This window comes from Methylobacterium sp. WL69 (assembly GCF_008039485.1).
Lineage (GTDB): Bacteria > Pseudomonadota > Alphaproteobacteria > Rhizobiales > Beijerinckiaceae > Methylobacterium.
On sequence record NZ_VRUZ01000007.1, the window covers coordinates 47,195 to 73,620 of the forward strand.

Annotated in this window: 21 protein-coding genes and 1 tRNA gene; 3 read left to right on the forward strand and 19 right to left on the reverse strand. The window is 68.5% G+C overall.

Annotation, left to right across the window (positions count from 1 at the left end; genetic code table 11):
- Positions 1-96 precede the first annotated feature (96 nt).
- A complete protein-coding gene (locus FV218_RS03965; protein WP_147708786.1) occupies positions 97-3,306 on the forward strand; it encodes a multidrug efflux RND transporter permease subunit in 3,210 nt (1,069 codons plus the stop codon).
- A gap of 197 nt (positions 3,307-3,503) precedes the next feature.
- Positions 3,504-3,580 (forward strand) — tRNA-Pro (locus FV218_RS03970).
- A 143-nt stretch (positions 3,581-3,723) separates the two neighbouring features.
- Here FV218_RS03970 and FV218_RS03975 read toward each other — a convergent pair.
- The 10 genes from FV218_RS03975 to FV218_RS04020 form a co-directional block, all read right to left on the reverse strand.
- Positions 3,724-5,298, reverse strand: a complete 1,575-nt coding sequence (locus tag FV218_RS03975; protein ID WP_147708787.1) for a SpoVR family protein — start codon at positions 5,296-5,298, stop codon at positions 3,724-3,726.
- Between the two features lie 71 nt (positions 5,299-5,369).
- Positions 5,370-6,671, reverse strand: a complete 1,302-nt coding sequence (locus FV218_RS03980; protein ID WP_147708788.1) for a YeaH/YhbH family protein — start codon at positions 6,669-6,671, stop codon at positions 5,370-5,372.
- 94 nt (positions 6,672-6,765) lie between these two features.
- On the reverse strand, positions 6,766-8,718 hold the full coding sequence (locus tag FV218_RS03985; RefSeq protein WP_147708789.1) for a PrkA family serine protein kinase: 1,953 nt from the start codon (positions 8,716-8,718) through the stop codon (positions 6,766-6,768).
- Between the two features lie 200 nt (positions 8,719-8,918).
- Positions 8,919-9,362 (reverse strand): 4-aminobutyrate aminotransferase, encoded by a 444-nt coding sequence (locus FV218_RS03990; RefSeq protein ID WP_147708790.1) that lies wholly within the window; start codon positions 9,360-9,362, stop codon positions 8,919-8,921.
- Between the two features lie 110 nt (positions 9,363-9,472).
- Positions 9,473-9,988 (reverse strand): MerR family transcriptional regulator, encoded by a 516-nt coding sequence (locus tag FV218_RS03995; protein WP_147708791.1) that lies wholly within the window; start codon positions 9,986-9,988, stop codon positions 9,473-9,475.
- A gap of 8 nt (positions 9,989-9,996) precedes the next feature.
- Positions 9,997-10,320 carry an integration host factor subunit alpha gene (locus tag FV218_RS04000; RefSeq protein WP_056093988.1) on the reverse strand — a complete coding sequence of 108 codons (324 nt, stop codon included), beginning with the start codon at positions 10,318-10,320 and terminating at the stop codon, positions 9,997-9,999.
- A 93-nt stretch (positions 10,321-10,413) separates the two neighbouring features.
- On the reverse strand, positions 10,414-11,391 hold the full coding sequence (locus FV218_RS04005) for a beta-ketoacyl-ACP synthase III (protein ID WP_147708792.1): 978 nt from the start codon (positions 11,389-11,391) through the stop codon (positions 10,414-10,416).
- A gap of 28 nt (positions 11,392-11,419) precedes the next feature.
- Entirely contained in the window at positions 11,420-12,454 is a 1,035-nt protein-coding gene (gene plsX, locus FV218_RS04010) for a phosphate acyltransferase PlsX (RefSeq protein ID WP_147708793.1), read from the reverse strand.
- 140 nt (positions 12,455-12,594) lie between these two features.
- Positions 12,595-13,104 (reverse strand): DUF177 domain-containing protein, encoded by a 510-nt coding sequence (locus FV218_RS04015; protein WP_056093994.1) that lies wholly within the window; start codon positions 13,102-13,104, stop codon positions 12,595-12,597.
- Complete coding sequence (locus FV218_RS04020) at positions 13,101-13,670, reverse strand: ubiquinol-cytochrome C chaperone family protein (RefSeq protein WP_147708794.1); 570 nt, start codon at positions 13,668-13,670, stop codon at positions 13,101-13,103. The genes FV218_RS04015 and FV218_RS04020 overlap by 4 nt, the downstream gene beginning before the upstream one ends.
- 209 nt (positions 13,671-13,879) lie before the next feature.
- Here FV218_RS04020 and FV218_RS04025 point away from each other — a divergent pair, with 209 nt between their 5' ends.
- A complete protein-coding gene (locus tag FV218_RS04025; RefSeq protein WP_056094000.1) occupies positions 13,880-14,377 on the forward strand; it encodes an outer membrane protein assembly factor BamE in 498 nt (165 codons plus the stop codon).
- Positions 14,378-14,455: 78 nt separating this feature from the next.
- On the opposite strand, the gene FV218_RS04030 is transcribed toward FV218_RS04025, so the two are convergent.
- From FV218_RS04030 to mraY, 9 genes are all read right to left on the reverse strand, one after another.
- The gene (locus tag FV218_RS04030; protein WP_147708795.1) at positions 14,456-15,553 is read right to left on the reverse strand and encodes a GGDEF domain-containing protein; all 1,098 of its coding nucleotides are present in this window, start codon (positions 15,551-15,553) and stop codon (positions 14,456-14,458) included.
- Positions 15,554-15,729: 176 nt separating this feature from the next.
- On the reverse strand, positions 15,730-15,948 hold the full coding sequence (locus FV218_RS04035) for a hypothetical protein (protein ID WP_147708796.1): 219 nt from the start codon (positions 15,946-15,948) through the stop codon (positions 15,730-15,732).
- Positions 15,949-16,061: 113 nt separating this feature from the next.
- Complete coding sequence (locus tag FV218_RS04040) at positions 16,062-16,694, reverse strand: HAD-IA family hydrolase (protein WP_056094008.1); 633 nt, start codon at positions 16,692-16,694, stop codon at positions 16,062-16,064.
- A 2-nt stretch (positions 16,695-16,696) separates the two neighbouring features.
- Complete coding sequence (locus tag FV218_RS04045) at positions 16,697-18,595, reverse strand: PAS domain S-box protein (RefSeq protein ID WP_246684980.1); 1,899 nt, start codon at positions 18,593-18,595, stop codon at positions 16,697-16,699.
- Between the two features lie 190 nt (positions 18,596-18,785).
- Positions 18,786-19,877, reverse strand: a complete 1,092-nt coding sequence (locus FV218_RS04050) for an alkene reductase (protein WP_147708798.1) — start codon at positions 19,875-19,877, stop codon at positions 18,786-18,788.
- Between the two features lie 237 nt (positions 19,878-20,114).
- On the reverse strand, positions 20,115-22,262 hold the full coding sequence (locus FV218_RS04055) for a sodium-translocating pyrophosphatase (protein ID WP_056094016.1): 2,148 nt from the start codon (positions 22,260-22,262) through the stop codon (positions 20,115-20,117).
- A gap of 308 nt (positions 22,263-22,570) precedes the next feature.
- Positions 22,571-23,854: an O-antigen ligase family protein gene (locus tag FV218_RS04060; protein WP_147708799.1), complete on the reverse strand. Its 1,284-nt coding sequence runs from the start codon at positions 23,852-23,854 to the stop codon at positions 22,571-22,573.
- 96 nt (positions 23,855-23,950) lie between these two features.
- Positions 23,951-25,309, reverse strand: coding sequence for a UDP-N-acetylmuramoyl-L-alanine--D-glutamate ligase (gene murD / locus FV218_RS04065; protein ID WP_147708800.1), 1,359 nt, complete (start codon positions 25,307-25,309; stop codon positions 23,951-23,953).
- Positions 25,309-26,394: a phospho-N-acetylmuramoyl-pentapeptide-transferase gene (gene mraY / locus FV218_RS04070; RefSeq protein WP_147708801.1), complete on the reverse strand. Its 1,086-nt coding sequence runs from the start codon at positions 26,392-26,394 to the stop codon at positions 25,309-25,311. The genes murD and mraY overlap by 1 nt, the downstream gene beginning before the upstream one ends.
- Positions 26,395-26,426 lie beyond the last annotated feature (32 nt).

Here is a 26,426-nt window from a genome sequence, read left to right on the forward strand (position 1 = left end):
TGCGCCCGGATCGTCCACGATCCGCGTGCCCGACCGCAGACGACAAGACGGTCCCGTTCGGGTCGCACGACCCCGGAACGGCGAGAGGTTCACCCGATGCGTTTTGCCCACTTCTTCGTCGATCGACCGATCTTCGCGTCCGTCACGTCGATCCTGTTCCTGATCATCGGCTACGTGGCCTACGAGTCCCTGCCGGTCTCGCAGTATCCCGAGATCGTGCCGCCCACCGTGGTGGTGCGCGCCTCGTATCCGGGCGCCAATGCCGAGACCGTGGCGGCGACCATCGCGACGCCCATCGAGCAGGAGGTGAACGGCGTCGACAACATGCTCTACATGACGTCGTTGTCGACCAACGACGGCAACATGCAGCTCACCGTCACGTTCAAGGTCGGCACCAACCTCGATATCGCCAACGTGCTGGTGCAGAACCGCCTCTCGGTCGCCCAGCCGCGCCTGCCGCCCGACGTGCGCAACCTCGGCGTGACCGTCCGCAAGGCCTCGCCCGACCTGATGCTGGTCGTGCACGTGCTCTCGCCCGACAACACCTACGACCAGAACTACCTCTCGAACTACATCTATCTCCGGATTCGCGACGAGCTTCTGCGCCTCGACGGTGTCGGCGACATCACGGTGTTCGGCGGCAGCGAGTACGCCCTGCGCATCTGGCTCGATCCCAACAAGCTCGCCGCCTACGGCCTCTCGACCACCGACGTCCTAACCGCGCTGCAGGAGCAGAACGTCCAGGTCGCCTCGGGTGCCCTCGGGGCGCCGCCGGCTCCCGCCTCCAATGCGTTCCAGCTCGTGGTCCAGTCACAGGGCCGCTTCCAGACGCCGGAGGAGTTCACGGAGGTCATCGTCAAGGCCGCCGACGGACGCCTCGTGCGCATCAAGGACATCGGCCGGACGGAGATGGGCCAGAAGGACTACACCACCCAGTCCTTCCTCAACGCGACCCCGGCGGTGGGCGTCGGCGTGTTCCAGCGGCCCGGCACCAACGCCCTCGAGGCGGCGAGCCAGGTGCGCCAGACCATGGACACCATCGCCAAGAACTTCCCCCCCGGCGTCGAGTACAAGATCGCCTACAACCCGACGGAGTTCATCGAGGAGTCGGTGCACGAGGTCTACAAGACCCTCTTCGAGGCCGTCGTCCTCGTGGTCATCGTGGTGCTGGTGTTCCTCCAGAGCTGGCGCACGGCGCTGATCCCGGTGATCGCGATTCCCGTGTCGCTCATCGGCACCTTCGCGGCCATGGCGGCCTTCGGCTTCTCCGTGAACAACCTCACCCTGTTCGGACTCGTCCTCGCCATCGGCATCGTGGTCGACGACGCCATCGTCGTGGTGGAGAACGTCGAGCGCAACATGGCCGAGGGGCTCTCGCCCGGCGACGCCGCCCACAAGACCATGGACGAGGTCGGCGGCGCCGTGGTGGCCATCGCCCTCGTGCTGTCGGCGGTGTTCATCCCCACCGCCTTCATCCCGGGTATCTCGGGGCAGTTCTACAAGCAGTTCGCGCTCACCATCGCGGCCTCGACCATCATTTCGATGTTCAACTCGCTGACCCTGTCGCCGGCTTTGTGCAAGCTGCTGCTGAAGCCCCACCACGAGCACAAGCCGCCGAAGTTCTTCCTCGCGCGGTTCATCGCCTGGTGCGCCAACACCTTCAACCGCGGCTTCGACGCCCTGTCCAACGGCTATGCCCGGGTGATCCAGTTCCTCACCGGGCGGGTGATCGGCCTCATCGGCATGCTCATCGTCTACGGCTGTGTCCTGGCCGGTACGATCCACCTCGTCACCACCGTGCCCACTGGCTTCATCCCGCAGCAGGACCAGGGCTACCTCATCGGCGTCGTCCAGCTTCCCGCCGGGTCGGCCCTGGAGCGGACCACGGCGGTGGTGCGGCGCGCCGCCGAACTCGCCCGCAAGGTCGATGGCGTCGCCAACGCCGTCATCATCTCGGGCTTCGACGGCGCCACCTTCACCAACACCACCAACGGCGCGGTGATGTTCCTCACCTTGAAGGGCGCCAAGGAGCGGGCGACGACGGGCCGCTCGGCCGCCGCGATCACAGGCGACGTGTTCAAGGCCACCGCCGAGATTCAGGAAGCCCGGGTCCTGTTCATCCCGCCGCCACCCGTGCGCGGTCTCGGCAACGGCGGCGGCTTCAAGATGCAGATCGAGAGCCGCCAGAGTTCGGCCATCGGCCCACTGCTGGCGGCCGCCAACGAGGTGCTGAGCCAGGCCAACCAGAGCAAGGAGGTGCAGCGCGTCTTCACCACCTTCGGCAACGACACGCCGCAGCTCTTCATCGACATCGACCGCACCATGGCGCGGATGCTGAACGTGCCCCTCGCCTCGGTGTTCGCGACCCTTCAGGCCAACCTCGGCGGCGCCTACGTCAACGACTTCAACGCCTTCGGCCGCATCTACCAGGTCCGGATGCAGGCCGACGCGGCGTTCCGCCTGGAGAAGCGGGACATCGAGCAGCTGAAGGTCCGCTCGTCCACGGGCGCCCTCGTGCCCATGGGAACGCTGGCCTCCATCCGCGAGATCAGCGGACCGCAGATCGTCCAGCGCTTCAACCTGTTCTACTCGGTGCCGATCCAGGGCGACGCCAAGCCCGGCATCTCCACCGGACAGGCCCTGGAGGCCATGGAGAAGATCGCCCAGACCATGCCGGAGGGGTATTCCTACGACTGGACCGAAATCGCGTTCCAGCAGAAGGCCACGGGCAACACGGCCGTGTACGTCTTCGCCCTCGGCGTGCTCCTCGTGTTCCTCGTCCTCGCCGCCCAGTACGAGTCCTGGGCGCTGCCGCTCGCCATCATCCTGGTGGTGCCGACCGGCGTCCTCGCGGCCCTCGCGGCGGTGCAGTTCCGGGGGCAGGACAACAACATCCTGACCCAGATCGGTCTGATCGTGCTCGTGGGCCTAGCCGCCAAGAACGCCATCCTCATCGTCGAGTTCGCCCACCAACTCGAGGAGACGGAGCACAAGGGGCCCGTGGCCGCCGCCGTCGAAGCCTGCCGCCTGCGCCTGCGCCCAATCCTGATGACGGCCTTCGCCTTCATCCTCGGCACCGTGCCCCTGGTCATCGCCACGGGTCCGGGCGCCGAGATGCGTCAGGCCCTCGGCACCGCCGTTTGCTTCGGCATGATCGGCGCGACCCTGTTCGGCCTGTTCCTCACCCCGGTGTTCTACGTGGTGATCCGGAACCTTCTGATCTGGATCGCGAAGAAGCGCGGCAAGTCCCCGGACAACACCACGCCCGACAAGCACGATCCCCACGCCACCCCGTCGCACGCCTGAGGAATCGGTGGCATCGACCATCGAGACTTGGTGTTCGATGCCACCTTAGGGGTTGCGTCCCGGAGGGTGGAAAGCTAAGACGCCTCCACCCCGCCAAGGGGTGTCGCACCGTCGACCGGCCCGGTTGATCGCACCTCCCCCAGGGATGCGTGTCGGGGTTCGGGACAATGGGAACGACGGACTACGGAGCGATCCGACGGAGTATAGCGCAGCCCGGTAGCGCACCTGTCTGGGGGACAGGGGGTCGCAGGTTCAAGTCCTGCTACTCCGACCAATCACAGCCTGAGGATCAGCCCCGTCGCTGGTCCCGCCGCTCCGGGAAAAGGCCGAGGTGCTCTGCACCTCGGCCTTTTTCATGTCGGCTCGCGCGTTCCACAGCCGCCGCCCATCCCGCAGGACGAGCGGCAAACGTGGCGATCAGAAAAAGATCGGCCGGGCCGTGGCGTGGTGCTCGGCGAGCACGTCGTCGGTCGCCGGATCGATCTCCTTCAGAACTGCATCGTAGCCCCAGAGATCGGCCAGGTGCTGGAGCACCCGCTTGGCGTCGTCCTTCTGCAGGGTGATGCGGTTGAGCGCCTTGTGGTGGACGATGAGGCGGCGATCGCCCTCGAGGTCCACGTCCATGACCTCGATGTCGGGATCGAGCCAGGCGACGTCGTACTGGCGGGCGAAGGAGCGGCGCATCTTGCGGTAGCCACGCTCGTCATGGATCGCCTCGACGCGAAGCTCCGCCTCGTCGGGATCGTCGACCACGTGGAACAGGCGCATGTCGCGCATGAGCTTGGGTGAGAGGAACTGCGCGATGAAGCTCTCGTCGCGGTAGTTCGCCCAGATATCGCGCAGGGTCGCCATGGCGTCGCCCGTGCCGGCGATGTCGGGGAACCAGGCCCGATCCTCCTCGGTGGGCTGCTCCACGATGCGGGCGATGTCCTGCATCATGGCGAACCCGATGGCGTAGGGGTTGTGGCCGTTGTAGCCGCGCTCGCTGTAGTTCGGCTGGCGGATGACGTTGGTGTGCGAGGTCAGGAACTCGAGGTAGGCCGCCTCGCCGATGAGCCCCTTCTGCGACAGGGAGTTCATGATCCGGTAGTGGCAGTAGGTGGCGCAGCCCTCGTTCATCACCTTGGTCTGCCGCTGCGGGTAGAAATACTGCGCCACCAGGCGGACGATGCGCAGGAGTTCGCGCTGCCACGGCCTGAGGCGCGGGGCGGCCTTCTCGAGGAAGTAGAGCAGGTTCTCCTGGGGCAGTTCGAGGAGCGCCTTGCGGCGCTCGACGGCGAGGTCGGGCCGCACGCCGGCGATCTTCTGCGGCAGGGTGCGCCAAAGGTCGTTGTAGACCTGCTCGCCGTGCTCGGCACGCTCGCGCTCGCGGCGCTGCTCGGAGGCGAGATCCGGCCGCTTCTTGCGGGGGTAGCGGTGGACGCCCTGGTTCATCAGGGCATGGGCGGCGTCGAGGACCGATTCCACGGCGGCGTGGCCGTAGCGCTCCTCGCAGCGGGTGATGAAGCCCTTCGCGAAATCGAGATAGTCGAGGATGCCGTCGGCATCGGTCCACTGTTTGAACAGGTAGTTGTTCTTGAAGAAGTGATTGTGCCCGAACGCCGCGTGGGCGATCACCAGGGTCTGCATCGTCGCCGTGTTCTCTTCCATGACGTAGGAGATGCACGGGTTGGAGTTGATGACGATTTCGTAGGCGAGCCCCATCATGCCCCGCCGGTAGCTGGCCTCGTGCTGGGCGAAATGCTTACCGAACGACCAGTGCTTGTAGAACAGCGGCATGCCGATGGACGCGTAGGCGTCGAGCATCTGCTCCGCGGTGATGATCTCGATCTGGTTCGGATACCACGACAGGCCGAGCTCCCCGCCCGCGATGGCCTCGCAGGCGTCATGGATGCGCTTGATCGTGTCGAAGTCCCAGTCGTTGCCGGTGAACAGGGGCCGTTGGCCGCCTGACTCCGGATCGAGGATGGGACGGATGATGCTGCCGACCATGGTCGTCCTGTCTCCCAAGCGGTCCGTCTCGCCTCCCCTCCCCGTAAGAGGGGAGAGGACGCAATCGTGGCTCAAGCCTCGGCTTCGGCCCGCGCATCCTTGCGGCCGAACAATTCCCGAAACACCGGATAGATGTCGCGCCGGTGGTTGACCTTGCGCATGGCGATGGCGCCACCGGATTTGGCGAGCCCCTCGTAGGTGCGCCACAAAGTGGTGCGGTGCTCGACGAAGCCGGCACGGGGCCCGTTCTCGTCGCCGACCTCCAGATAGGCGAAGTGCTGGCAGGCGGGCAGGATGTGGGCGCGCAGGAGCTCGGTGGAGGTCGGCCCGTCCGACGAGACGTTGTCGCCGTCGGAGGCCTGCGCCGCGTAGATGTTCCAGTCGTTGGGATCGTAGCGCTCGGTGATGACGCGCTTCATCTCGACCAGCGCCGAGGAGACCAGGGTGCCGCCGGTCTCGCGCGAGCCGAAGAAGGTTTCCTCGTCCACCTCCGTCGCCTTGTCCGTATGGCGGATGAAGACGATCTCGACGTGGCGGTAGCGCCGCGTCAGGAAGATGTGCAGCAGGATGTAGAAGCGCTTGGCGAGATCCTTCATGTGCTCGGTCATCGATCCCGAGACGTCCATGAGGCAGAACATCACCGCCTGGGCCACGGGGCGCGGATAGGGCTCGAAGCGCCGGTAGCGCAGGTCGATGGGGTCGACGTAGGGAATGCGCTTGGTGCGCTCGCGGAGCGCCGCCAGGGCCAGGAGCAGGTCGGGCAGGTCGGGATGGCTCGACGGGGTCTCGGCGATGCGCGCTTCCAGCGCCGCGACCTCGTCGGGCTTCGGGCGCTTGAGGGCGATGCGCCGCGACATGGAGTTGCGCAGGGTCCGGGTCAGGGCGAGGTTGGCGGGCGAGCCCGACACCGTGTAGCCGGCCCGCCTCAGGCCCTCGGTCTCGACCACGGACAGGCGCCGCTTGGCGAGGTCCGGCAGTTCGAGGTCTTCGAGGAAGAGCTCCAGAAACTCGTCGCGGGTGAGGACGAAGCGGAACGCGTCCTCGCCGTTCTCCTGGCCGTCCCCGCCCTCGCCTGAGCCCTTGCCGCCGCCGCCGGACGGCGGACGCTCGATGCGGTCGCCCTCCACGTAGGTCTTGTTGCCGGGCAGGATGTGATCGTGCAGCCCGGTTCCGGACTGGCGGGAGAAACGCGGCTCGCGCACGCCGTCCAGGGGCACCGACACGCGCCCATCCTTGCCGAGGTCCTTGATGTCCTTCTCGCGGGCGGATTCCCGCACGGCGCGCTGGGCCATGTCCTTCACGCGGCGCAGGAAGCGCTGGCGGTTGGCGAGGCTCTTGCCCCCGGGATTCAAACGACGGTCGACGATGTGCATCCGGTGTGTTTGCCTTCGCCCTCAAGAGTCTCGCGGGTTTCGACGGGCCGGAAGCGGCCGCCGCGACGGCGGCCGCCCTCGTCGTGCGGTCGTCCTATCCGGCCTGCTTCACCCGCATGTACCATTCGACCAGACGGCGGACCTGCCGCTCGGTGTAGCCGCGCGCCACCATCCGGTCGACGAACTCGCCGTGCTTCTTCTCGGTGTCGCCGTCCTTCTTCGAGCCGAAGGAGATTACCGGCAGCAGTTCCTCCACCTGGGAGAACATCCGCCGCTCGATCACCTCCCGCAGCTTCTCGTAGCTCGTCCAGGACGGATTGCGCCCGCCGTGCTGCGCCCTGGACCTGAGGGCGAACTTCACCACCTCGTTCCGAAAGTCCTTCGGATTGGCGATGCCGGCCGGTTTTTCGATCTTCGTCAGCTCCTGATTGAGAAGTTCACGGTTCAGCAGCTGGCCCGTCTCGGAATCCTTGAAGTCCTGATCCTCGATCCAGGCATCGGCGTAGTCGATGTAGCGGTCGAACAGGTTCTGTCCGTAGTCGTGGTAGGATTCGAGGTAGGCCTTCTGGATCTCGTGGCCGATGAATTCGGCGTAGCGCGGCGCCAGCTCGGTCTTGATGAATTCGAGGTAGCGCTTCTCGGTCTCGGGCGGGAGCTGTTCGCGGCGCAGGGCCTGCTCCAGCACGTACATGAGGTGCACGGGGTCGGCCGAGACCTCCGTGGTGTCGTGGTTGAAGGTCGCGGCCATCACCTTGAAGGCGAAGCGGGTCGAGATCCCGTCCATGCCCTCGTCGACGCCGGCCGAGTCCTTGTATTCCTGCATGGAGCGGGCGCGGGGATCGACCTCGCGGAGACTCTCGCCGTCGTAGACGCGCATCTTCGAGAAGGCGTTGGAGTTGGCGTGCTCGCGCAGGCGCGAGAGCACCGAGAACCGGGCCAGCATCTCGAGGGTGCCGGGTGCGCAGGCGGCCTGCGACAGCTCGGAGCCGGAGACCAGCTTCTCGTAGATGTGCTGCTCTTCCGTCACCCGGAGGCAGTAGGGCACCTTGATGACGTAGATGCGGTCGATGAACGCTTCGTTGTTCTTGTTGCCCTTGAAGGTCTGCCACTCGGACTCGTTCGAGTGGGCGAGGATGATGCCCGTGAACGGGATCGCGCCGATGTTCTCGGTGCCGACGTAGTTGCCCTCCTGCGTCGCCGTCAGCAGGGGATGGAGCATCTTGATCGGCGCCTTGAACATCTCGACGAATTCGAGAACGCCCTGGTTGGCGCGGTTGAGGCCGCCCGAATACGAGTAGGCGTCGGGATCGGCCTGGCTCAGGGTCTCCAGGCGCCGGATATCGACCTTGCCGACGAGGCTGGAGATGTCCTGGTTGTTCTCGTCGCCGGGCTCGGTCTTGGCGATGCCGATCTGGCGCAGGCGCGACGGCCGGACCTTGATCACCTTGAACTTCGAGATGTCGCCGTTGAACTCGTCGAGGCGCTTCAGGGCCCAGGGGCTCATGAGCCCGGTGAGGCGGCGCCGCGGGATGCCGTAGCGCTCTTGGATCTCGGCCCCCATGACCTCGGGGTCGAACAGTCCGAGCGGGCTCTCGAAAACCGGCGAGACCTCGTTGCCGGCCTTCAGCACGTAGATGGGGTGGACCTCCATCAAGGCCTTGAGGCGCTCGGCGAGGGACGACTTGCCGCCGCCGACGGGGCCGAGGAGGTAGAGGATCTGCTTGCGCTCCTCCAGTCCCTGCGCGGCATGGCGGAAGAACGAGACGATCCGCTCGATGGTCTCCTCCATGCCGTAGAACTCGGAGAAGGCCGGGTAGACCCGGATCGTGCGGTTCATGAACACCCGGCCGAGGCGCGCGTCCTTGGCGGTGTCCACGAATTCCGGCTTGCCGATCGCATCGAGGATGCGCTCGGCCGCGGTGGCGTACATCAGGGGTTCGTCACGGCACGCTTCGAGAAACTCGGAGAGGCTCATCTCCGTATCGCGGCGCGCCTCGTAACCCCGTGTGAAGCTCTGGAACAGGTCGTTCGTCGATGGCATTGGCATTCCGATCCCCTCGCGACAGCGACAGCTTCATCCTGTCTCGGCTGGGATGCAACTGACAGGCCCAGTTTTGTCGCAGTGCGGTCTACGCATGGGGGGAGCGTGGATTGCGTGCCACACCGGCGATCTCGACGGGGTCGGGACCCCGTCGATTCCGAACCGCGCGCTCCGAGACGGCGCGGTCCGGCGGAGGCCTCTTCGCCTCAGAGATCGGTGCCGGACTTGGCCGCGTCCTTGGCCGGGGCCTCCTTCTTGGCGGCATCGACGGTGATGCGGATGTTCTGGGTCTGCACGTTCCCGTCGGAATCCTTGACGTCGACGGTCACTTCGTCGGTCCCGGTGTAACCGTCCTTGCTCTGGTAGAAGATCGCCTGCACGGCCGCTTCCTTGCCGGGACACCGGTACTTGGCCGGCGTCTTGATCTTGCCGACCTTGGTGATGAGCGAGCCGTTCTTCGGCGCGCCGCTGACGCGGATTTCCGGCATCGGCCCCGCGGTGCAGTCCTTCTTGAGGTTGGGCACGATGGCGAGGCGCACGGACTTGCCGGGCGCCGCCGTCTCGCTGCGGGTCACGGTGGTCTGGGCGAAGGCGGGCGCGGTCATCAACAGACCTGCGGCGAGGGCGGCGGTCGAACGGGCAAGCGACATCGAGAACACTCCGGAGCGGCCCACGACCCCATGCGACGGCATCGGGTTAGGCGAACGCGTCCGGTCGATGTGGGGATGCGAGGGCCACCCGTCGAGCCCGGGGACAGGCGTCAGACGCCGCCGGGCGCGCGAGGCTGCACGTCCCCGTCGGCCATGCGGCCCAGCTCCGCCAGGATCGCCCGGCAGGCGTAGAGGTCCTGAAGCGCGGCCCCCAGGGTGTGATGCGCGTCCGGCGACAGTTCGCCCGGCTCCGCATCGGCCTCGACGGCGTCCTCGTGCCGGTCCTGCCCCGCCGGCACGGACGGCGCCGCCACCTCGGCCTCACCCCGGCCGACGCTCTGGACGAAGCGCACGCCCTTCTCCCGCAGAATGCCCTGCGCGCCCTTGATGGTGTAGCCCTGTCCGTGGAGCAGGCACCGGATTCCCCGGAGGAGATCGACGTCGTCGGGGCGGTAGTAGCGCCGTCCGCCGGCGCGCTTGACCGGCCGCACCTGGGCGAACCGCGTCTCCCAGAAGCGCAGGACGTGCTGGGGGACTTCGAGGTCGTCCGCGGCCTCCTTGATGGTGCGGAAGGCCGTGGCGCTCTTCTCCTGCGGATCGCGCGGTTCGGCGGCGACGAACGGCATGGAGGACCTCATTCGTCGTCGTCGTGATCGCCGACGCCGTTCATGCCGTTGATGCGGGCCTTGAGCACGTTCGACGGCTTGAACACCATGACCTGGCGCGGCTCGATGGCCACCTCGACGCCGGTCTTCGGGTTGCGGCCGACGCGCCGGCCCTTGCTGCGCACCACGAACGAACCGAACGAGGACAGCTTCACGGTTTCACCGCTGGCGAGGCACGCGCAGATCTCCGACAGGACCGTCTCGACGAGGGCCGAGGATTCCGTGCGCGAGAGGCCGACCTGCTGGTAGACGGCCTCGCTCAAATCGGCGCGTGTGACCGTCTTTCCCGACATGCGTCTGTCCCCGCGGTGATTCAGATTTATTGGTTATCTCTCTGAGGGGGCACGCTAATCGGCGTCGATGCCGGGGTCAACCGTACAGACGGATCACCACCGGATCAGGGCGGCGCCCCAGGTGAAGCCGCCCCCGATGGCCTCGATCATCACGAGGTCTCCGTCCTTGATCCGCCCGTCCTTGCGGGCGACCTCCAGGGCCAGGGGAATCGACGCGGCGGAGGTGTTGCCGTGCCGGTCCACGGTCAGAACCACCTTGTCGCGGGCGATGCCGAGCTTGTCGGCCGACGCCTCGATGATCCGCCGATTGGCCTGATGCGGCACGAACCAGTCGAGGTCGTCCGCCGTCGTCCCCGAGGCCCGGAACGCGTCGTCGATGACGTCCGTCACCGAGCCGACGGCGAAGCGGAACACCTCCTTGCCGGTCATGCGCAGGTGCCCGGTGGTGCCCGTCGAGCCGGGACCGCCGTCGACGTAGAGCTTTTCGCGGTGGCGCCCGTCCGAGCGCAGGCTCGACGTCAGCACGCCGCGATCGGCGCTCGTGCCCTCGCCCGCCCGGGCTTCGAGCACCACGGCACCGGCACCGTCGCCGAACAGCACGCAGGTGGTGCGGTCCTCCCAGTCGAGCAGACGGGAAAACGTCTCGGCGCCGACGACCAGCGCCCGCCGGGCCGCGCCGGTGACGAGGAACTTGTCGGCGGTGGTCACGGCGTAGACGAAGCCGGCGCAGACGGCCTGGAGATCGAAGGCGACGCCACCGGTCATGCCGAGGCCGGCCTGGATCTGCGTCGCCGTCGCGGGAAAGGTGTGGTCCGGCGTCGAGGTGGCGCAGATCACGAGGTCGATGTCGGCGGCCGTGAGGCCGGCATCGTCCAGTGCGGCTTTCGCCGCGCGGGTGCCGAGCACCGAGGTCGTCTCCGAGGCATCCGACAGGTAGCGCTGGCGGATGCCCGTGCGCTGAACGATCCACTCGTCGGAGGTGTCGACGGTCTCGGCCAGGGCGGCGTTGGTGACGCATCGGGCCGGCAGGGCGGAGCCGCAGCCGACCACCACGGAGCGCAAGCACGTCATCGAATCGTCCTCGCCTGGGCGGGCCACTTCACGAGGAAGCCCCCGCCGGTGTCAGTTCGAGCATGTCGCGGATCGTTCGCATGAGGTCGTGACGCGCCATGTCGTGGGCGAGGTCGACGGCCGCCGCGAAGCCGTGCGCGTCCTCCGAACCGTGGCTCTTGATGACGATGCCCTCGAGCCCGAGGAACACGCCGCCATTGGCCCGGCTCGGGTTCATCTTCTCCCGCAGGGCCTTGAACGCGTGACGGGCGAAGAAGTATCCGACCTTGGCCGATAGGGTCCGGCTCATGGCCGCGCGAAGGTAGGTGCCGATCTGCTTGGCCGTCCCCTCGGCGGTCTTCAGGGCGATGTTGCCGGTGAAGCCCTCCGTCACCACCACGTCGACGGTGCCCTTGCCGAGGTCGTTGCCCTCGACGAAGCCGTGATAGCTGAGGTTCGGCAGGTCGGCTTCGCGCAGGCGGCGGGCGGCTTCCTTGACCGCCTCGTTGCCCTTCATCTCCTCGGTGCCGACGTTGAGCAGCCCCACGGTGGGGCGGTCGAGATCGAACACGATCCGGGCCATGGCCGACCCCATCAGCGCCATCTCGACGAGGTGGTCGGCGTCCGTCCCGATGGTGGCGCCGACGTCGAGCACGACGCTCTCGCCGCGCACGGTCGGCCACAGGCACGCGATGGCCGGGCGCTCGATGCCGGCGAGCGTCTTGAGGCAGATCTTCGACATGGCCATGAGGGCGCCGGTGTTGCCGGCCGAGACGGCGGCATCGGCCTCGCCGTCCTTCACCGCCTGGATCGCCTTCCACATGGAGGACTTGCCGCGGCCGGTGCGGACCGCCTGGCTCGGCTTCTCGTCCATGGCGATCGCCACGGCCGTGTGGCGGATCTCGACGGCGCCGTTCAGGCGCGGCTCGGCCGCGACGAGGGGCGTCAGCACCGCCTCGTCGCCGAACATCAGGAACGTCATCTCGGGATGGCGCTCGCGGGCGATGGCGGCGCCCGGCACCACCGTGGTGGGGCCGTGGTCGCCGCCCATGGCGTCGAGCGAGATGCACACTCTCTGGGACATATGGAGTTCGCCGAAGGCCTCGTGATCGAGAAAGCGCGCGCGAACGAGGGCCGGATCGGGGCGGCCTCGGTCACGGCGCGGCGGAAAATAGCGACTCGCGCCCTCCGGGCAAACGAAATCTGACGGGCCGACCCCGCTCGTCAGTCCTTCCCACCCCGCAGGGCCCGCAGGCCGGCCAGCGGCGCGTCCTCCGGATCGGTCTCCGCCGCCTCGAAGGTCGCGCCCGGCTTACGCGGATACGGATCGAGGCCCATGGCCAGGAACTCCGCGGTGAGGAGGCCGAAATCGACGCGCCCGTTCACAATGGCGTCGGGGACATCGATATCGTCGGCATCGTGCCCGGTGGGGATCTCGCCATCGGTGTAGAGGACATCGACGGCCTCCGACACGGACGCCTCGAACGGATCGAGGCTGACCGTGCAGATCTGCGTGACCACGGCCGCGACGGTCCCCGTCACCGTGAGGTTCTCCAGGGTGCCGCCGACCCGGAAACGTCCGACGAGGTCGCGGATCGCCGGGATGCCGAAATCGCTCGCCAGGGCCGCGCATTCCTCCGGCGTCGCCGTGACGATGAAATCGCCCTGGGCCCGCGCCATCCGGTCGACCCGGATCGAGCGTGAGAGCGGACCGACCGCCTGATCCCGTGTCATCGCGAAACTCCCGATTGGTCCGCCGTCCCGGCGGGTGGTTCGACGGCGGCAAAACGCGGCCCGGCGACGACGAGGGCGTCGAGGTCGAGGCTAGCCAGCGCCCGGTCGCTCGCCATCACGTAGCGCGCGAGGCCCGCGGCGTCAGCCGCATCGTCGACGCCGAGGACGTTGCGGGCCAGGGACCGGGCCAGGGCATCCGGATCGGCGGCATCGAGGGCGGCATCGTAGCCCGCGGCCCGGCCGTAGAAGGCGGCGCCGAGCTTCTTCATGCGCTTGGGGACCCCGAAATCACCGATCCCGCTCTCGCGCAGGGAGGAATCGAGCTGGAGGAAGACCGCGTTGACGAGGTCCTGCGCCACCTCCCCCGCCGGGTCGGGAAGCCGGTTGAGGCGCCGCAGCACCAGGATCACGTGCAGGCTGAGGCACTCGAATCGCCCCTCGACCGTGTCCGGCACGCCGAGCACCGTATAGAGCGCGGGGGCCCGCGCCGCCGCGTTGATGCGGACGTGGAGGTCACGGATCATCGTCTCGCGTGGATTCACGCGCCCGAACAGGCGGCCGATCATGCGCCACCCCTTCCGGCGTGGACGACGGCGCGGAGCGGATGGGGAGGGGCCGGGTGTGGCCCCGCTTGCCTTGTCAAAACCATAACCCCGCGGTACGGCAACGAATGGTCAAGGTGCAACCGTCTTCGGGCCTGCCCGGGAATTCCGTTGCCGTGTCGGGCTCCCCGCCGCAGACGCGTTCAGTTCTTCAGCAAGATCAAGGGTGGTCGATGTCGCGCCGTTTCGTTTCGCCGCTCGCGCGTCTCGCCGTCCTCGGCCTCATCGGCACCGGCCTCGCCGGCTGCATCGGCGAGGATCTCCGCCACGGCTACCAGATCGATCAGGCCGCCCTGGCGACGGTGAAGCCCGGCATGAGCGCCGAGCAGGTGCTGACGATCCTCGGGACGCCCTCCACCGTGTCCACGGTGGGCAACAAGAGCTGGTACTACATCAGCCAGAACACCCGCCGCACGGTGCTGTTCCTCGGCGAGCAGATCGAGGACCAGAAGGTCACGGCCGTCTACTTCACCCCGGCCTTCAAGGTCGAGCGCGTGGCGCTCTACGGCCTGCAGGACGGCAAGGTGTTCGACTTCATCGAGCGCTCGACCCCGACGAGCGGCGCCGACCGGGCCTTCATCAGCCAGCTCTTCCGTGGCCTGACCCGGTACGAGCCCTTCGGCAGCGGCAAGGGCGCCAGCGTCGTTCCGGGCGCCCGCGCCGGGCAGTAGCGCTCCGGCACGGCACACGGCCCGGGGCCGCTTCCGTTCAACGGAGGCGGCCTTTTTCGTCTGGGGGAATGAAAGGCCTCAGGCGGCGGCGCGGTCGCGCCCCGCGGCCTTGGCCGCGTAGAGCGCCCCGTCGGCGCGGGCGATGGCCGCGTCGAGGTCCCCCTCGCCGGGCGCCACCATCGCCACCCCCATGCTTGCGGTCCAGGCCGGCAGATCCGGGATCAGCGCGAGGGCACGGCGCAGGTCCGCCGCGAAGGCCAGGGCGTCCTCGCGGGGCGTGCCGGCCAGGACGACGAGGAATTCGTCCCCGCCGAGGCGCACGACGAGGTCGCGTCCCGAGGCGCGGCGCATGGCGCAGGTCGCCAGGGCCACCAGCACCCGATCGCCCGCGGCGTGCCCGTGGCGGTCGTTGATGGCCTTGAAGTGATCGACGTCGATGGCGACGACGGCCGTATCCGGCGCGACGATCGCGGGGCTGTGCGCCGTGAGGCCGGCCCGATTGAGGGCGCCCGTCAGGGTGTCGCGCAGGGCGATGCGGCGCAGGGCCGTCTGGGCGCGCTCGCCCGGCATGGCGATGAGGCCGAGATTGAGGATCGCCAGGAGCATCTGGTCGGACAGCAGCGGCACCAGGGCCGCCACATGGGGAATCCGGCTCCCGCTCAGGAGCATGACGATCGTCAGGATGTATCCGGGGACGTAGGCGAGGAGGGCGAAGCCGGCGATGCGGCGCCCGCCCCCGGACGCCACCCTGCCGCCGCCGACGAGGATCGAGCCGACGACGAGCATGGCGAACGCGAGCCCCACGGTGCCGCCCACATGTGCGGCCATCGGGCTCCCCAGGAGGGCGGGACCCAGGTACCCGACGCCTGGCGCGAGGGGGATCAGGAGCATCCAGGCCCGAAACGGCTTCACGCCGTCGAACCGATACACCCCCGTGAGGATCAGGACATCGCTGACGCCGAGCGATCCGTGCAGGATCGCCACCGCAACGGGGTCATGCCCGAGATGCGCGAAGCCGATCATGGTCGCAACGTAGAGGGCTGAACTCCCGGCCCAATCCAGCATATGGGATTGACCGGCCCGGGCGCGCCACAACGTCAGGTAGACCAGCGCGAAGGCCGCACTGGCGAGCATGCTGCACAGGCTCAGAGTCGGCACGTCGGGGATCGAGGACATCGGAGCGACTTCGTGGCAAGCGCGGCTTCGACGCGTCCTACCGTGAAAGGCTTAAAAGTGCCTCACGAAAGCTTAAGCGACGGACGGACCCCGATCCGGTTACGACGTCGCGTATGGCTTTGCTTGAGCGATACGCCGGATCGTTCGCGCCTGGATCGGACACACCAAGCGAGATCTCAACGCAGGGCGCGCTCGGCGGCCTCGATTCGCAGGAGAATGTCGGCGAAGGCATCGGGAATATCGGCGGCGGGCCGCGCTTCGTAGACATTCCGCAGGCCACCGGCGAGGCTGGCGACGATGTGGGGCGCGAGGCCGTACCGTTGCGGCCGGGCCCCGCCCTCGTGGTCGTGCGGGACGGAAAGCGTCCCCTCCCCGCCCCCGCGTTGGCTCTGCATCGGCATGACGACCCCGCTTCGGTGGTGTTAAGGAATCGTGCTCGACCCGGCCTCGGCGGGCAATCCGTCACGGCCGGGTCGGGGACCGTTTCCGGCTCGGTGTGTCTCGGCGGTCACGCGCCCGTGACCGCCGCCACGATCTCACCGGGGGTCGACAGTTCCAGGGCCGGCCCCGTCTCCCGAAGGGCTTCGATGCGGGTATAGCCCCAGGCCACGGCGGCGAAATCGCAGCCCGCCGTGCGAGCCGCGTCGTGGTCGCGGATTTCGTCTCCGACGTAGAGGACGGTGTCGGGCGCGACGCCGGCGGCACGGATCAGGGCGCGCAGGCGCTTGCCCTTGCCGAACAGGGAGGCGCCGCAGGCATGGTGGCGGAAGCGCCGGGCGTCCGGACCCAGCACGGCGTCGATGTTGGTCCGCGTGTTGGAGCTGACGAGGGCGAGCGGCATCCCCATGGCGTCGAGTTCGGCCAGCACATCCCGGATGCCGGGGAACACCGGAATGTCGGCGATGTCGCGCGCCGCGAGCCCGTGCATGTGCCGGCTGATGAAGGGCAGCTTCCAGGGGGCGATGCCGAGGTGGCGAACGATGCCGGCGGCATCCAGGCCGCGCAGGAGTTCCGTCTCGTGGGGGGCGATCCGGGCGAAGCGGTAGCGGTCGGCCACCCCGTCGATGACGCGGGTGAACCACGGGAAGCTGTCCGCGAGGGTTCCGTCGAAATCGAACGCCACGAGGCGATAGGGCCGCATGCTCACGCGGTCAGGTTGGCGGCCGGAACGGCGAGGCGCATCACGAGGCCGGCGGCATCCCAATCGTGCTCCAGGGTGCCGTCGAGTTGGCCGGCGACGCTGCGCTCGGCCAGGACGGTGCCGAACCCGCGCCGGGTCGGAGGCCCCGAGACGGCCGGTCCGCCGGATTCGGCCCAGACGAGCTCGTAGGTCTCGCCGTCGCGGCGCCCGGTGAGCCGCACGGTCCCGGCCTCCGTGGACAGGGCGCCATACTTCATGGCGTTGGTGGCCTGCTCGTGCATGATCAGGGCGAACGCCGTGGCCGAGCGGTCGCCGACGGCGATGTCGTCGCCGTGCAGCACGATGCGCTCGCGGCCATCCTGCACGTAGGCCGCCATGATCAGGCGCATGAGGCCGAACAGGGTCTGGCCCTGCACCTTGGGGGCGCTCGCGGGCGAATGCGGACGGACGTATTCGTGCGCGTTGGCAAGGGCGCCGAGGCGCTCGCGAAAGGCGGCGACGAAGGGACGGGCCGCCGGATCGGTGCGGGCCGACAGGGCGGCGATGCCTTCGACCACGGCGAAGATGTTCTTGATGCGGTGCGAGAGCTCCTTGATCAGCAGGTCGCGGGCTTCCTCGGCCCGCTTGCGCTCGCGCAGGTCGCGGGTGACCGTGGCGTAGCCGATCAGCGCACCGCGCGTGTCGTGCACGGGAAACACGCTGTACAGGACCGGAATCCCCTCCCCCGTCCCGAAGTGGCGGAAGGCGAGTTCCCCCTCCCACCAGCCGTCCCGCCGCACGGTGGGCAGCACGGTCCCGGTCACGGTCGGCTGGCATTCGGGCATGAAGTAGTCGGGCACGGTGGTGCGGAGGGCCGCGTCGGCATCGGCGAGGCCGACCAGCCGGCGGCCGGCCGCATTGATATGGAGGATCTGGCCGTCCTCGTCGGCGATGCCGATGAAGTCCTTGGAATGCTCGACGATGGCCGCGAGCTTGCGCGCCGCTTCCTCGGCGCGCTTGAGGTCCTCGATATCCGTACAGGTGCCGAACCAGCGCTCGATGCGGCCCTCGGCATCGCGCAGGGGCATGGCCCGTCCGAGGGTCCAGCGGTAGATCCCGGTGTGGTGGCGCAGGCGGTACTCGACCTCGTAGGGGTCGCCGGTCGCGAGGCTGTGGCGCCATCGGGTCCAGGCGCGCTCCTGATCGTCGGGGTGGAACATGCCGTTCCAGCCCTCGCCGTCCGTGGAGCCGTAGGGCACGCCGGTGAACGCGTACCAGCGGTCGTTGTAGAAGTCGTGGAAGCCGTCGGGTCGCGTGGTCCACACCATCTGGGGCATGGCACCGGTCATGACGCGGAAGCGGCGTTCGCTCGCGGCGAGATCCGCTTCGCGCACGGCGACCGCCTCGCGGGCCTGGCGCAGCTCGATGAGGGTGGCGACCTGGCGCGCCAGGGCTTCGAGGGTCTCCGTCTGAACCGAGGTCAGCCCGTCCGGCCGGGCGACCCGGTCGAGGACGCACAGGCTTCCCAAGGGCAGGCCGCCCTGGGAGCGGATGACGGCACCGGCGTAGAAGCGCAGGCGATGCTCGCCGACGACGAGGGGATTGTCGGCCGTGCGCGGATCGGCGGTGAGGTCCGGGATCACCAGGAGCGGACCGTTCCGCATGGCATGTGCACAGATGGACACGGTGCGCGGCGTCTCGGACGGTTCGAAGCCGAGGCGCGCCTTGAACCACTGGCGCGTCTCGTCGACGAGGCTGATCAGGACGACGGGGGCGGCGCAGACCACCGCGGCGATGCGGACGAGGTCGTCGTAGGCCGGGTCCCGGCCGGTATCGAGGATCTTGGCGTCGCGAAGGGCTTCGAGCCGTTCGGCCTCGGTCCAGTCGGCACCCGGGCCATCGCAGGAAGTGATCGCGGTCAAAAGCAGGAGTCCTCGTCGGCGTGTTCAGATAGGGCGCCTGACGAATCCGTCAAAGTTCGATCCGCAACGATGGCCGTACTTCCCTGCCCGATCGTATCATATCCGGCGCGCGATATCGGTTCGGGCGCCGGATGCGGCCGCGCGGGACGGCCCTCGTCTCAGGCCACTTGCGCCTCAGGCGGCCGTCGCGTCAGGCCGCCCGGGCACCGGACCGGACCGGATAGTCGATGTAGCCCTCCGGTCCCTGGCTGTACCAGGTCTTCTGCTCGTCCTTGTTGAGGGGGGCACCCTCGATCAGGCGGGCGGGCAGGTCCGGGTTGGCGATGAACGGCCGGCCGAACGCGATGGCGTCGGCTTGTCCGGCATCGAGCACGGCCTGGGCCTTCGGGCCGTCATAGTCCGAATTCAGCACCAGGGGACCGTCGAAGGCCGCCTTGATGGTCGGGGCGACGGGGGCGTGGTTCGAGGTGCCGAAGGTGCCCTCGGGGCCCGGCTCACGCAGTTCGAGGAAGGCGATGCCGATCTTCGACAGGGCGGCGGCGGCCGCGCCGAACAGGGCATCGGGGTCGGAATCGTCGACGCCCTGGATGGCGCCGTTGGGCGAGAGGCGCACGCCCGTGCGGTCGGCCCCGATGGCATCGGCGACGGTCCGGGTCACTTCGGTCAGGAGACGGACACGGTTCTCGATGGACCCGCCGTAGCGATCGTCCCGGAAATTGGAGCCGTCGCGCAGGAATTGGTCGATGAGGTAGCCGTTGGCCGCGTGGATCTGCACGCCGTCGAAGCCGGCCGCGATGGCGTTGCGGGCGGCCCGATCGTAATCGGCCAGGAGGCGCGGAATCTCTTCGACGGGGAGTGCGCGCGCCTCGGCATAGGGCTTCTTGCCCGCATAGGTGTGGGCGGCATCCGGCGCCGTCGTCGCCGAGGCCGAGATCGGCTTGGCGCCGTCGAGGAAGTCGGGATGGACGATGCGGCCCATGTGCCAGAGCTGGCAGACAATGCGTCCGCCGGCGTCGTGCACGGCCTTCACGATGGGCTTCCAGGCCGCGACCTGCTCGTCGGACCAGATGCCCGGGGCGTAGGGCCAGCCGAGCCCTTCCTGGCTGATGCCGGTGGCCTCGGTGATGATGAGGCCGGCCTCGGCGCGCTGGGTGTAATACTCCACCATGATGGGCGTCGGCACGTGGGCGCGGGTGGCGCGGCCGCGGGTGAGCGGGGCCATGAAGATGCGGTTCTTGGCTTCGATCGCGCCGATGCGGATCGGGTCGGACAGGCTCGGCATTGCGGGCTCTCGCGTTGTTTCAAGGACGAACGGAAGCGCGCTGCACCGTTCGGACGCAGCGGCTTCGAGAGCCGTAATTGGATTGCGCGCGATACGATGTCAGGGGCGGCGCCGCGCGGGCCCGCCATGCCGGTGCGGCATCGCACATTTCGGTTTGCGCCGGAGCCTTCGACGAAAGAAGGGGCCGGAACCTCGCGGCTCCGACCCCCTTCGCGGCACGTGCTCCGGTCGAGTGCCTCAGTAGTGGGCCAGGACCGCCAGGAGCAGCAGGGCGATGATGTTGGTGATCTTGATCGCCGGGTTCACGGCGGGGCCGGCGGTGTCCTTGTAGGGGTCGCCGACGGTGTCGCCCGTCACCGCCGCCTTGTGGGCCTCCGAGCCCTTGCCGCCGTGGTGCCCGTCCTCGATGTACTTCTTGGCGTTGTCCCAGGCGCCGCCGCCCGACGTCATCGAGATCGCGACGTAGAGGCCCGTGAGGATCACGCCGAGCAGCGAGGCGCCCACGGTGGCGAAGGCCTGGTTCTTGCCCGCGATGGCCTGGATCGCGAAGAACAGAACGATGGGCGACAGCACCGGCAGGAGCGAGGGCAGGATCATCTCCTTGATCGCCGCGCGGGTGAGCATGTCGACGGCCCGGCCGTAATCCGGCCGGTCGGTCCCGAGCATGATGCCGGGCTTCTCCCGGAACTGACGGCGGACCTCCTCCACCACCGCGCCGGCGGCGCGGCCCACCGCCGTCATCGCCATGCCGCTGAACAGGAACGGGATCAGGCCGCCGAGCAGCAGGCCGACGACGACGTAGGGGTTGGACAGGGAGAAATCGACGGTGACACCCTGGAAGAACCGGTACTGGGTCGGGCTGGCATTGGCGATGAAGTAGTTCAGGTCCGAGGTGTAGGCGGCGAACAGCACCAGGGCGCCGAGGCCGGCCGAACCGATGGCGTAGCCCTTGGTCACCGCCTTGGTGGTGTTGCCCACGGCATCCAGGGCGTCCGTGGACTTGCGGACCTCGGGGGGCAGGCCCGCCATCTCGGCGATGCCGCCGGCATTGTCGGTGACGGGACCGAAGGCGTCGAGGGCCACGATGAAGCCCGCCAGCGCCAGCATGGCGGTGACCGCGATGGCGATGCCGAACAGGCCCGCCAGCGAATGGGTGGCGATGATGCCCGCCACGATGACGAGGGCGGGCAGGGCCGTCGATTCGAGGGAGACGGCCAGCCCCTGGATCACGTTGGTGCCGTGGCCCGTCACCGAGGCGTCGGCGATGGATTTGACCGGGCGGAAGTTGGTGCCGGTGTAGTACTCGGTGATCACCACGATGAGGGCCGTGATGACGAGGCCGATGACGGCGCAGCCGAGCAGGCCGCCGGAGGTGAAGCTCACTCCCGCATTGGTGGTGAAGGTGGTCGAGAAGCTGCCGAACAGGGCGAAATTCACCAGCGCGATGGCGCCGATGGAGAGGGCGCCGGCGGTGATCAGGCCCTTGTAGAGGGCTCCCATGATCGACTGGTTGGCCCCGAGCCTGACCGCGTAGGTGCCCGCGATGGAGGTGAGGATGCAGGCCGAGCCGATGGCCAGGGGATAGAGCAGCATCGCTTCCAGCACGTTGCGGCCGGCCACGTCCGTCTGCCCGGCGAAGAAGATCGCCGCCAGCACCATGGTGGCGACCACGGTCACCGCGTAGGTCTCGAACAGGTCGGCGGCCATGCCGGCGCAGTCGCCGACATTGTCGCCGACGTTGTCGGCGATGGTGGCGGGGTTGCGCGGATCGTCCTCGGGAATCCCGGCCTCGACCTTGCCGACGAGGTCGCCGCCGACATCGGCGCCCTTGGTGAAGATGCCGCCGCCGAGGCGCGCGAAGATCGAGATGAGCGAGGCGCCGAAGCCGAGGGCCACGAGGGCGTCGATGACCTCGCGGCTCGCCGGAGCCAGCCCGGCGATGCGGGTGAGGTAGCCGTAATAGAGGGCGACGCCGAGCAGGGCGAGGCCGGCGACGAACATGCCCGTGACGGCGCCCGACTTGAACGCCACGTCGAGGCCCGCGCCGAGCGACGTCGAGGCGGCCTGGGCCGTGCGGACGTTGGCGCGCACGGACACGTTCATGCCGATGAAGCCGGCCGCACCCGAGAGCACCGCGCCGATGAGGAAGCCGATGGCGACCTTGAGGCCGAGGAAGAAGGCGAGGGCCACGAACAGGACCAGCCCGACGACCGCGATGGTGGCATATTGGCGGCGCAGGTAGGCCTGGGCGCCCTCGGCGATGGCCCCGGCGATCTCCTGCATGCGCTGGGTGCCGGCGTCGCGGCGCATGACGTCGTTGATCGTGACGATGCCGTAGGCGACGGCGCAGAGCCCGCCCAGGATGATCAGCAGCAATGCGGTCATTCGTACCGTCCTTGGGTGATCGCGAGATGATCCCTCAACCGTCGGGCTCGGCCTGCCGCGTGCTCCGGCCTGCGTCGTCCCTGGCACGCCCTGGGACGAGACGCCCGATGGTGTGATCGCATTCCTCCCCGGAATTGCCCTCCTTGAGTGCCAAACTTCGCCGTAAAGCGCAAACCTCCGATGGCGTTTTAGGCTGCGGATATTTGTGCGCCGCACCATCGCGTCAAGATTCGGCGGGATCTCACCTGATTTCGGCAGGTTTCGGCCGGCGCGGCGGGGCGGGGATGGCTGCCCGCGGCGCGCGGAACTTATGAAACTCTCGGATTCGGGGCGCGGCCGCTGTCGCGGCCGGCGCGCCAGGCGAGGCGGGCCGCCTCCAAGCCCCAGACCATCCCGAGCATCATGTAGACGTGGCGCCACTTCTCGACGTCGATCTGAAACGCCTGGAGGAAGAACATCAGCAGGGCCGGCCACACGATCTGCGCGTGGCGGCGGAACGGGGTGTCCTGACTCATGAGGCGGAAGCCGACGAAACCGGTGACCAGCACGAGGCCGATGAACACCACGCCGCCGACCCAGCCGCCATTGGCGAAGCTGCCGATGTAGGAATTGTGCGGCTCGAGGCCGAAATTCAGGCGCCAGCGCAGGGGCCCCATCCCGAGGGGATCGTCGATGAGCATGCCGATGCCGCGGATCTGGTTGCCGAAGCGGCCGGTCTCGCCCCCGTCGTAATCCTGCGAGAGCGAGGCGCGCTTGGAGAACATCTCCGCCGTGTCGCCGATGGAGAGCAGGCCGACGATGGCCAGGACCGTGCCGGCGGCGGCCACCGCCGTCAGCCCGACGATGCGCCGGCGCAACGCCACCGACCGGCTCGACCGATGGATGGTGAAGATCATCAGCCCGGCGGCGATGAGCGAACCGCCCCAGGACCCGCGCGAGAACGACAGGAAGATGCCCGCCACGATGACGAGCAGCATGGCGAGGGACACGAGCGGCCTGCGGGCGTTGCCGACGAGCAGCCCGTGCATGAGATAGAGGGCGCCCAGGGTCAGGAACGAGCCGAACACGTTCGGGTCCTGGAAGGTGCCCGATGCCCGCCCGTACTTGTAGAACAGGTCTTCCGTGGGGATGTAGCCGAAGTACCCGACGATGCCGAAGGCGCTGGAGAGCAGGCAGCTCGCCACATAGGTCTTCAGGGCGAGCTCCATGCGCGGCAGGGTGTCGTCGGCGAACAGCATGGCGAAGAACACGCCCGTGATCGCCAGATAGGCGAGCTGCACCGTCCAGGCGACGGAGAGCGGCTGATCGAGATACGGCATCAGGGCGACGCCGATGGCCGCGACGTAGATCACGAGGAGGCCGACGAACGGCACCAGGCCGCGATGCAGGCGCAGGCCGAGGCACAGCCAGAGCAGGATCGTCGGGATCGCGACGATGTCGTAGGGCGAGGTGTCGGAGAAGGCGAAGCACGCGAAGAAGATGAAGGCGACGAGGAGCAGGGTCGCGAAGCCCCGGACCGCCGACAGGATCGGCACATTGGCCCAGGCCCCGGCCTCCCAGCGCGACGGGCGGAGCGCGATCGTGGACGCCATCGTACTGACCACTCCGGCGGACCGCCGGGCAGTCCGTTCCTCAGGCGGGCATCAGACGCCGGATTGATTGAGATTTCGAGAAGGCGTGCGGCCTCGTCAGGCGAGGGCCTTCACGCGGGCGCGGAACTGGTCGCCGCGATCCTCGAAGCTCCTGAACTGGTCGTAGGAAGCGCAGGCGGGAGAGAGCAGGACCACGGGCTCGGACGCCGAGGACCGGGCCGCCGCGTCCGCCGCCGCGCGGGTCGCGACGTCGAGGGTGCCGCAGCGGGTGTAGGGCACCCGGCCGTCCAGGGTGGCGGCGAAGGCGTCGCTCGCCGCGCCGATGAGGTAGGCGTGGGCGACCCGGCCGAACAGCGGCACGAGGGATTCGATGCCGCCCGCCTTGGCCTTGCCGCCGAGGATCCAGTGGATGTCGTGGAAGGCCGTGAGGGCCTTCTCCGTCGAATCGGCGTTGGTCGCCTTGGAATCGTTGACGAACAGGGCGCGGCCGCGGCGGCCGACCTCCTCCATGCGGTGGGGCAGGCCGGGGAAGGTCCTCAGGCCGGCCAGGATGGACGCGGCGTCGAGGCCGAGGGACCGGACCGCGGCGATGGCCACGGCGGCGTTCTGCCAGTTGTGGGCGCCGCGCAGGGTGCCGATTCCGTCGAGGTCGGCGATGCGCGCGCCGTCCGCCTCGAACACGGCACCGTCGCGGGCGGCCAGGCCGCCCTCGGGACTCGTCGCCCCGACATGCACACGGACGAGGGCGCCGGTGACCGATTCGGCGATGGCACGGCTCGGCGCGTCGTCGATGCCGACGACGGCGAGGTCCGATCCCGCGATGAGACGCGCCTTGATGCCGGCGTAGAGGTCGAGGGTGCCGTGGCGGTCGAGGTGATCGGGGGTGACGTTGAGGAGCACGCCGACGCTGGGATCGAGGGACGGCGTCAGGTCGATCTGGAACGAGGACAGCTCGATGACGTGGATGCGGTCCGGCGACGGCGGCGCCAGGGACAGGATGGCGGTGCCGATGTTGCCGCCCATCTGCACGTCGCGGCCGGCCCGGGCCAGGATATGGGCGACGAGGGCCGTGGTGGTCGATTTGCCGTTGGTGCCCGTGATGGCGACGAAGGGCGCGCCCGGCGCGATCCTGGCCCGCTCGCGGCAGAACAGCTCGATGTCGCCGATAATCTCGATGCCGGCGGCCCGCGCCTTGTCCACGGTCCAGTGCGGAGCCGGGTGGGTCAGCGGCACGCCGGGGGCCAGGACGAGGGCGGCGAACTCCGACCAGTCGGTGTCGCGCAGATCCGAGACGGTGAAGCCCTGCTCGCGCGCCCGCGCCGCACTCTCGGGGCTGTCGTCCCAGGCGAGCACGTCGGCCCCGCCCGCCCGCAGCGCCTTCAGGGTGGCGAGGCCGGAGCCGCCGAGGCCGAACAGGGCGACCTTGCGCCCGGCGAAGGTGGTGACGGGCGTCATCAGCGCAGCTTCAGGGTGGCGAGGCCGGCGAGCGCCAGGATGACGGCGATGATCCAGAACCGGATCACGACCTGCGGCTCCTTCCAGCCCTTCTGCTCGAAATGGTGGTGGATCGGGGCCATGCGGAAGACGCGCTTGCCCGTGAGCTTGAACGAGGCGACCTGGATGATCACCGACATCATCTCCAGCACGAACAGGCCGCCGACGATGGCGAGGACGATCTCGTGCTTGGTGGCCACCGCGACGGTGCCGAGCAGGCCGCCGAGGGCGAGGGAGCCGGTGTCGCCCATGAAGATCTGGGCGGGGGGCGCGTTGAACCACAGGAACCCGAGCCCCGCCCCGATGACCGCGCCGCAGACCACGGCGAGTTCGCCGGTGTCGCGGACGTAGTTCACCTGGAGGTAGCCGGCCGTGAAGACGTTGCCGACGAGGTAGGCGATGACGCCGAAGGTGCCGCAGGCGATCATCACCGGCACGATGGCGAGGCCGTCGAGGCCGTCGGTCATGTTCACGGCGTTGCCGGCGCCGACAATGACGAAGGCGGCGAACAGCACGTAGAACCAGCCGAGGTTCAGGAGCGCGTCCTTGAACACCGGAAACGCGAGGTGGTTCTGCAGGGCGGCCGGCGAGTAGACCGCGATGACCGTGCAGGCGGCAAGGGCGATGGCGCCCTCCAGCAGGAGGCGGAAGCGGCCGGAAAAGCCCTTGTGCGACTGCTTCGTCACCTTGAGATAGTCGTCGTAGAAGCCGATGGCGCCGAACCCCAAGGTCACGGCGAGCACCACCCAGACGTAGTGGTTGCGCGGGTTGGCCCAGAGCAGGATCGCCACGATGGCGCCGGCCAGGATCATCAGGCCGCCCATGGTCGGCGTGCCGCGCTTCGTCAGCAGGTGGGATTGCGGCCCGTCCTCGCGGATGGGCTGGCCCTTGCCCTGGCGCAGGCGCAGGAGCGAGATGATCAGCGGCCCGAACCAGAACACGAACAGGCCCGCCGTGAACAGCGCGCCGCCGGTGCGGAAGGTGATGTAGCGGAAGACGTTGAGCGGCGACAGCGTGCCGCTCAGGTCCGACAGGAGATACAGCATCCAGCACCCGGCCGCGGTTTTCGAGGAGCGTT

Bases quoted from the DNA above. Each gene is read 5' to 3' on its own strand.
- FV218_RS04030 (WP_147708795.1), bottom strand. From the start codon at position 15,553: ATGTCCTCGATCCCCGACGTGCCGACTCTGAGCCTGTGCAGCATGCTC.
- FV218_RS03990 (WP_147708790.1), bottom strand. From the start codon at position 9,362: ATGTCGCTTGCCCGTTCGACCGCCGCCCTCGCCGCAGGTCTGTTGATG.
- FV218_RS03980 (WP_147708788.1), bottom strand. From the start codon at position 6,671: ATGCACATCGTCGACCGTCGTTTGAATCCCGGGGGCAAGAGCCTCGCC.
- FV218_RS04055 (WP_056094016.1), bottom strand. From the start codon at position 22,262: ATGACCGCATTGCTGCTGATCATCCTGGGCGGGCTCTGCGCCGTCGCC.
- plsX (WP_147708793.1), bottom strand. From the start codon at position 12,454: ATGTCCCAGAGAGTGTGCATCTCGCTCGACGCCATGGGCGGCGACCAC.
- FV218_RS04020 (WP_147708794.1), bottom strand. From the start codon at position 13,670: ATGATCGGCCGCCTGTTCGGGCGCGTGAATCCACGCGAGACGATGATC.
- murD (WP_147708800.1), bottom strand. From the start codon at position 25,309: ATGACGCCCGTCACCACCTTCGCCGGGCGCAAGGTCGCCCTGTTCGGC.
- FV218_RS03995 (WP_147708791.1), bottom strand. From the start codon at position 9,988: ATGCCGTTCGTCGCCGCCGAACCGCGCGATCCGCAGGAGAAGAGCGCC.
- FV218_RS04060 (WP_147708799.1), bottom strand. From the start codon at position 23,854: ATGGCGTCCACGATCGCGCTCCGCCCGTCGCGCTGGGAGGCCGGGGCC.
- mraY (WP_147708801.1), bottom strand. From the start codon at position 26,394: ATGCTGTATCTCCTGTCGGACCTGAGCGGCACGCTGTCGCCGCTCAAC.
- FV218_RS04040 (WP_056094008.1), bottom strand. From the start codon at position 16,694: ATGCGGCCCTATCGCCTCGTGGCGTTCGATTTCGACGGAACCCTCGCG.
- FV218_RS04050 (WP_147708798.1), bottom strand. From the start codon at position 19,877: ATGCCGAGCCTGTCCGACCCGATCCGCATCGGCGCGATCGAAGCCAAG.
- FV218_RS03985 (WP_147708789.1), bottom strand. From the start codon at position 8,718: ATGCCAATGCCATCGACGAACGACCTGTTCCAGAGCTTCACACGGGGT.
- FV218_RS04005 (WP_147708792.1), bottom strand. From the start codon at position 11,391: ATGACGTGCTTGCGCTCCGTGGTGGTCGGCTGCGGCTCCGCCCTGCCG.
- FV218_RS04000 (WP_056093988.1), bottom strand. From the start codon at position 10,320: ATGTCGGGAAAGACGGTCACACGCGCCGATTTGAGCGAGGCCGTCTAC.
- FV218_RS04015 (WP_056093994.1), bottom strand. From the start codon at position 13,104: ATGACACGGGATCAGGCGGTCGGTCCGCTCTCACGCTCGATCCGGGTC.
- FV218_RS04025 (WP_056094000.1), top strand. From the start codon at position 13,880: ATGTCGCGCCGTTTCGTTTCGCCGCTCGCGCGTCTCGCCGTCCTCGGC.
- FV218_RS03975 (WP_147708787.1), bottom strand. From the start codon at position 5,298: ATGGTCGGCAGCATCATCCGTCCCATCCTCGATCCGGAGTCAGGCGGC.
- FV218_RS03965 (WP_147708786.1), top strand. From the start codon at position 97: ATGCGTTTTGCCCACTTCTTCGTCGATCGACCGATCTTCGCGTCCGTC.
- FV218_RS04035 (WP_147708796.1), bottom strand. From the start codon at position 15,948: ATGCAGAGCCAACGCGGGGGCGGGGAGGGGACGCTTTCCGTCCCGCAC.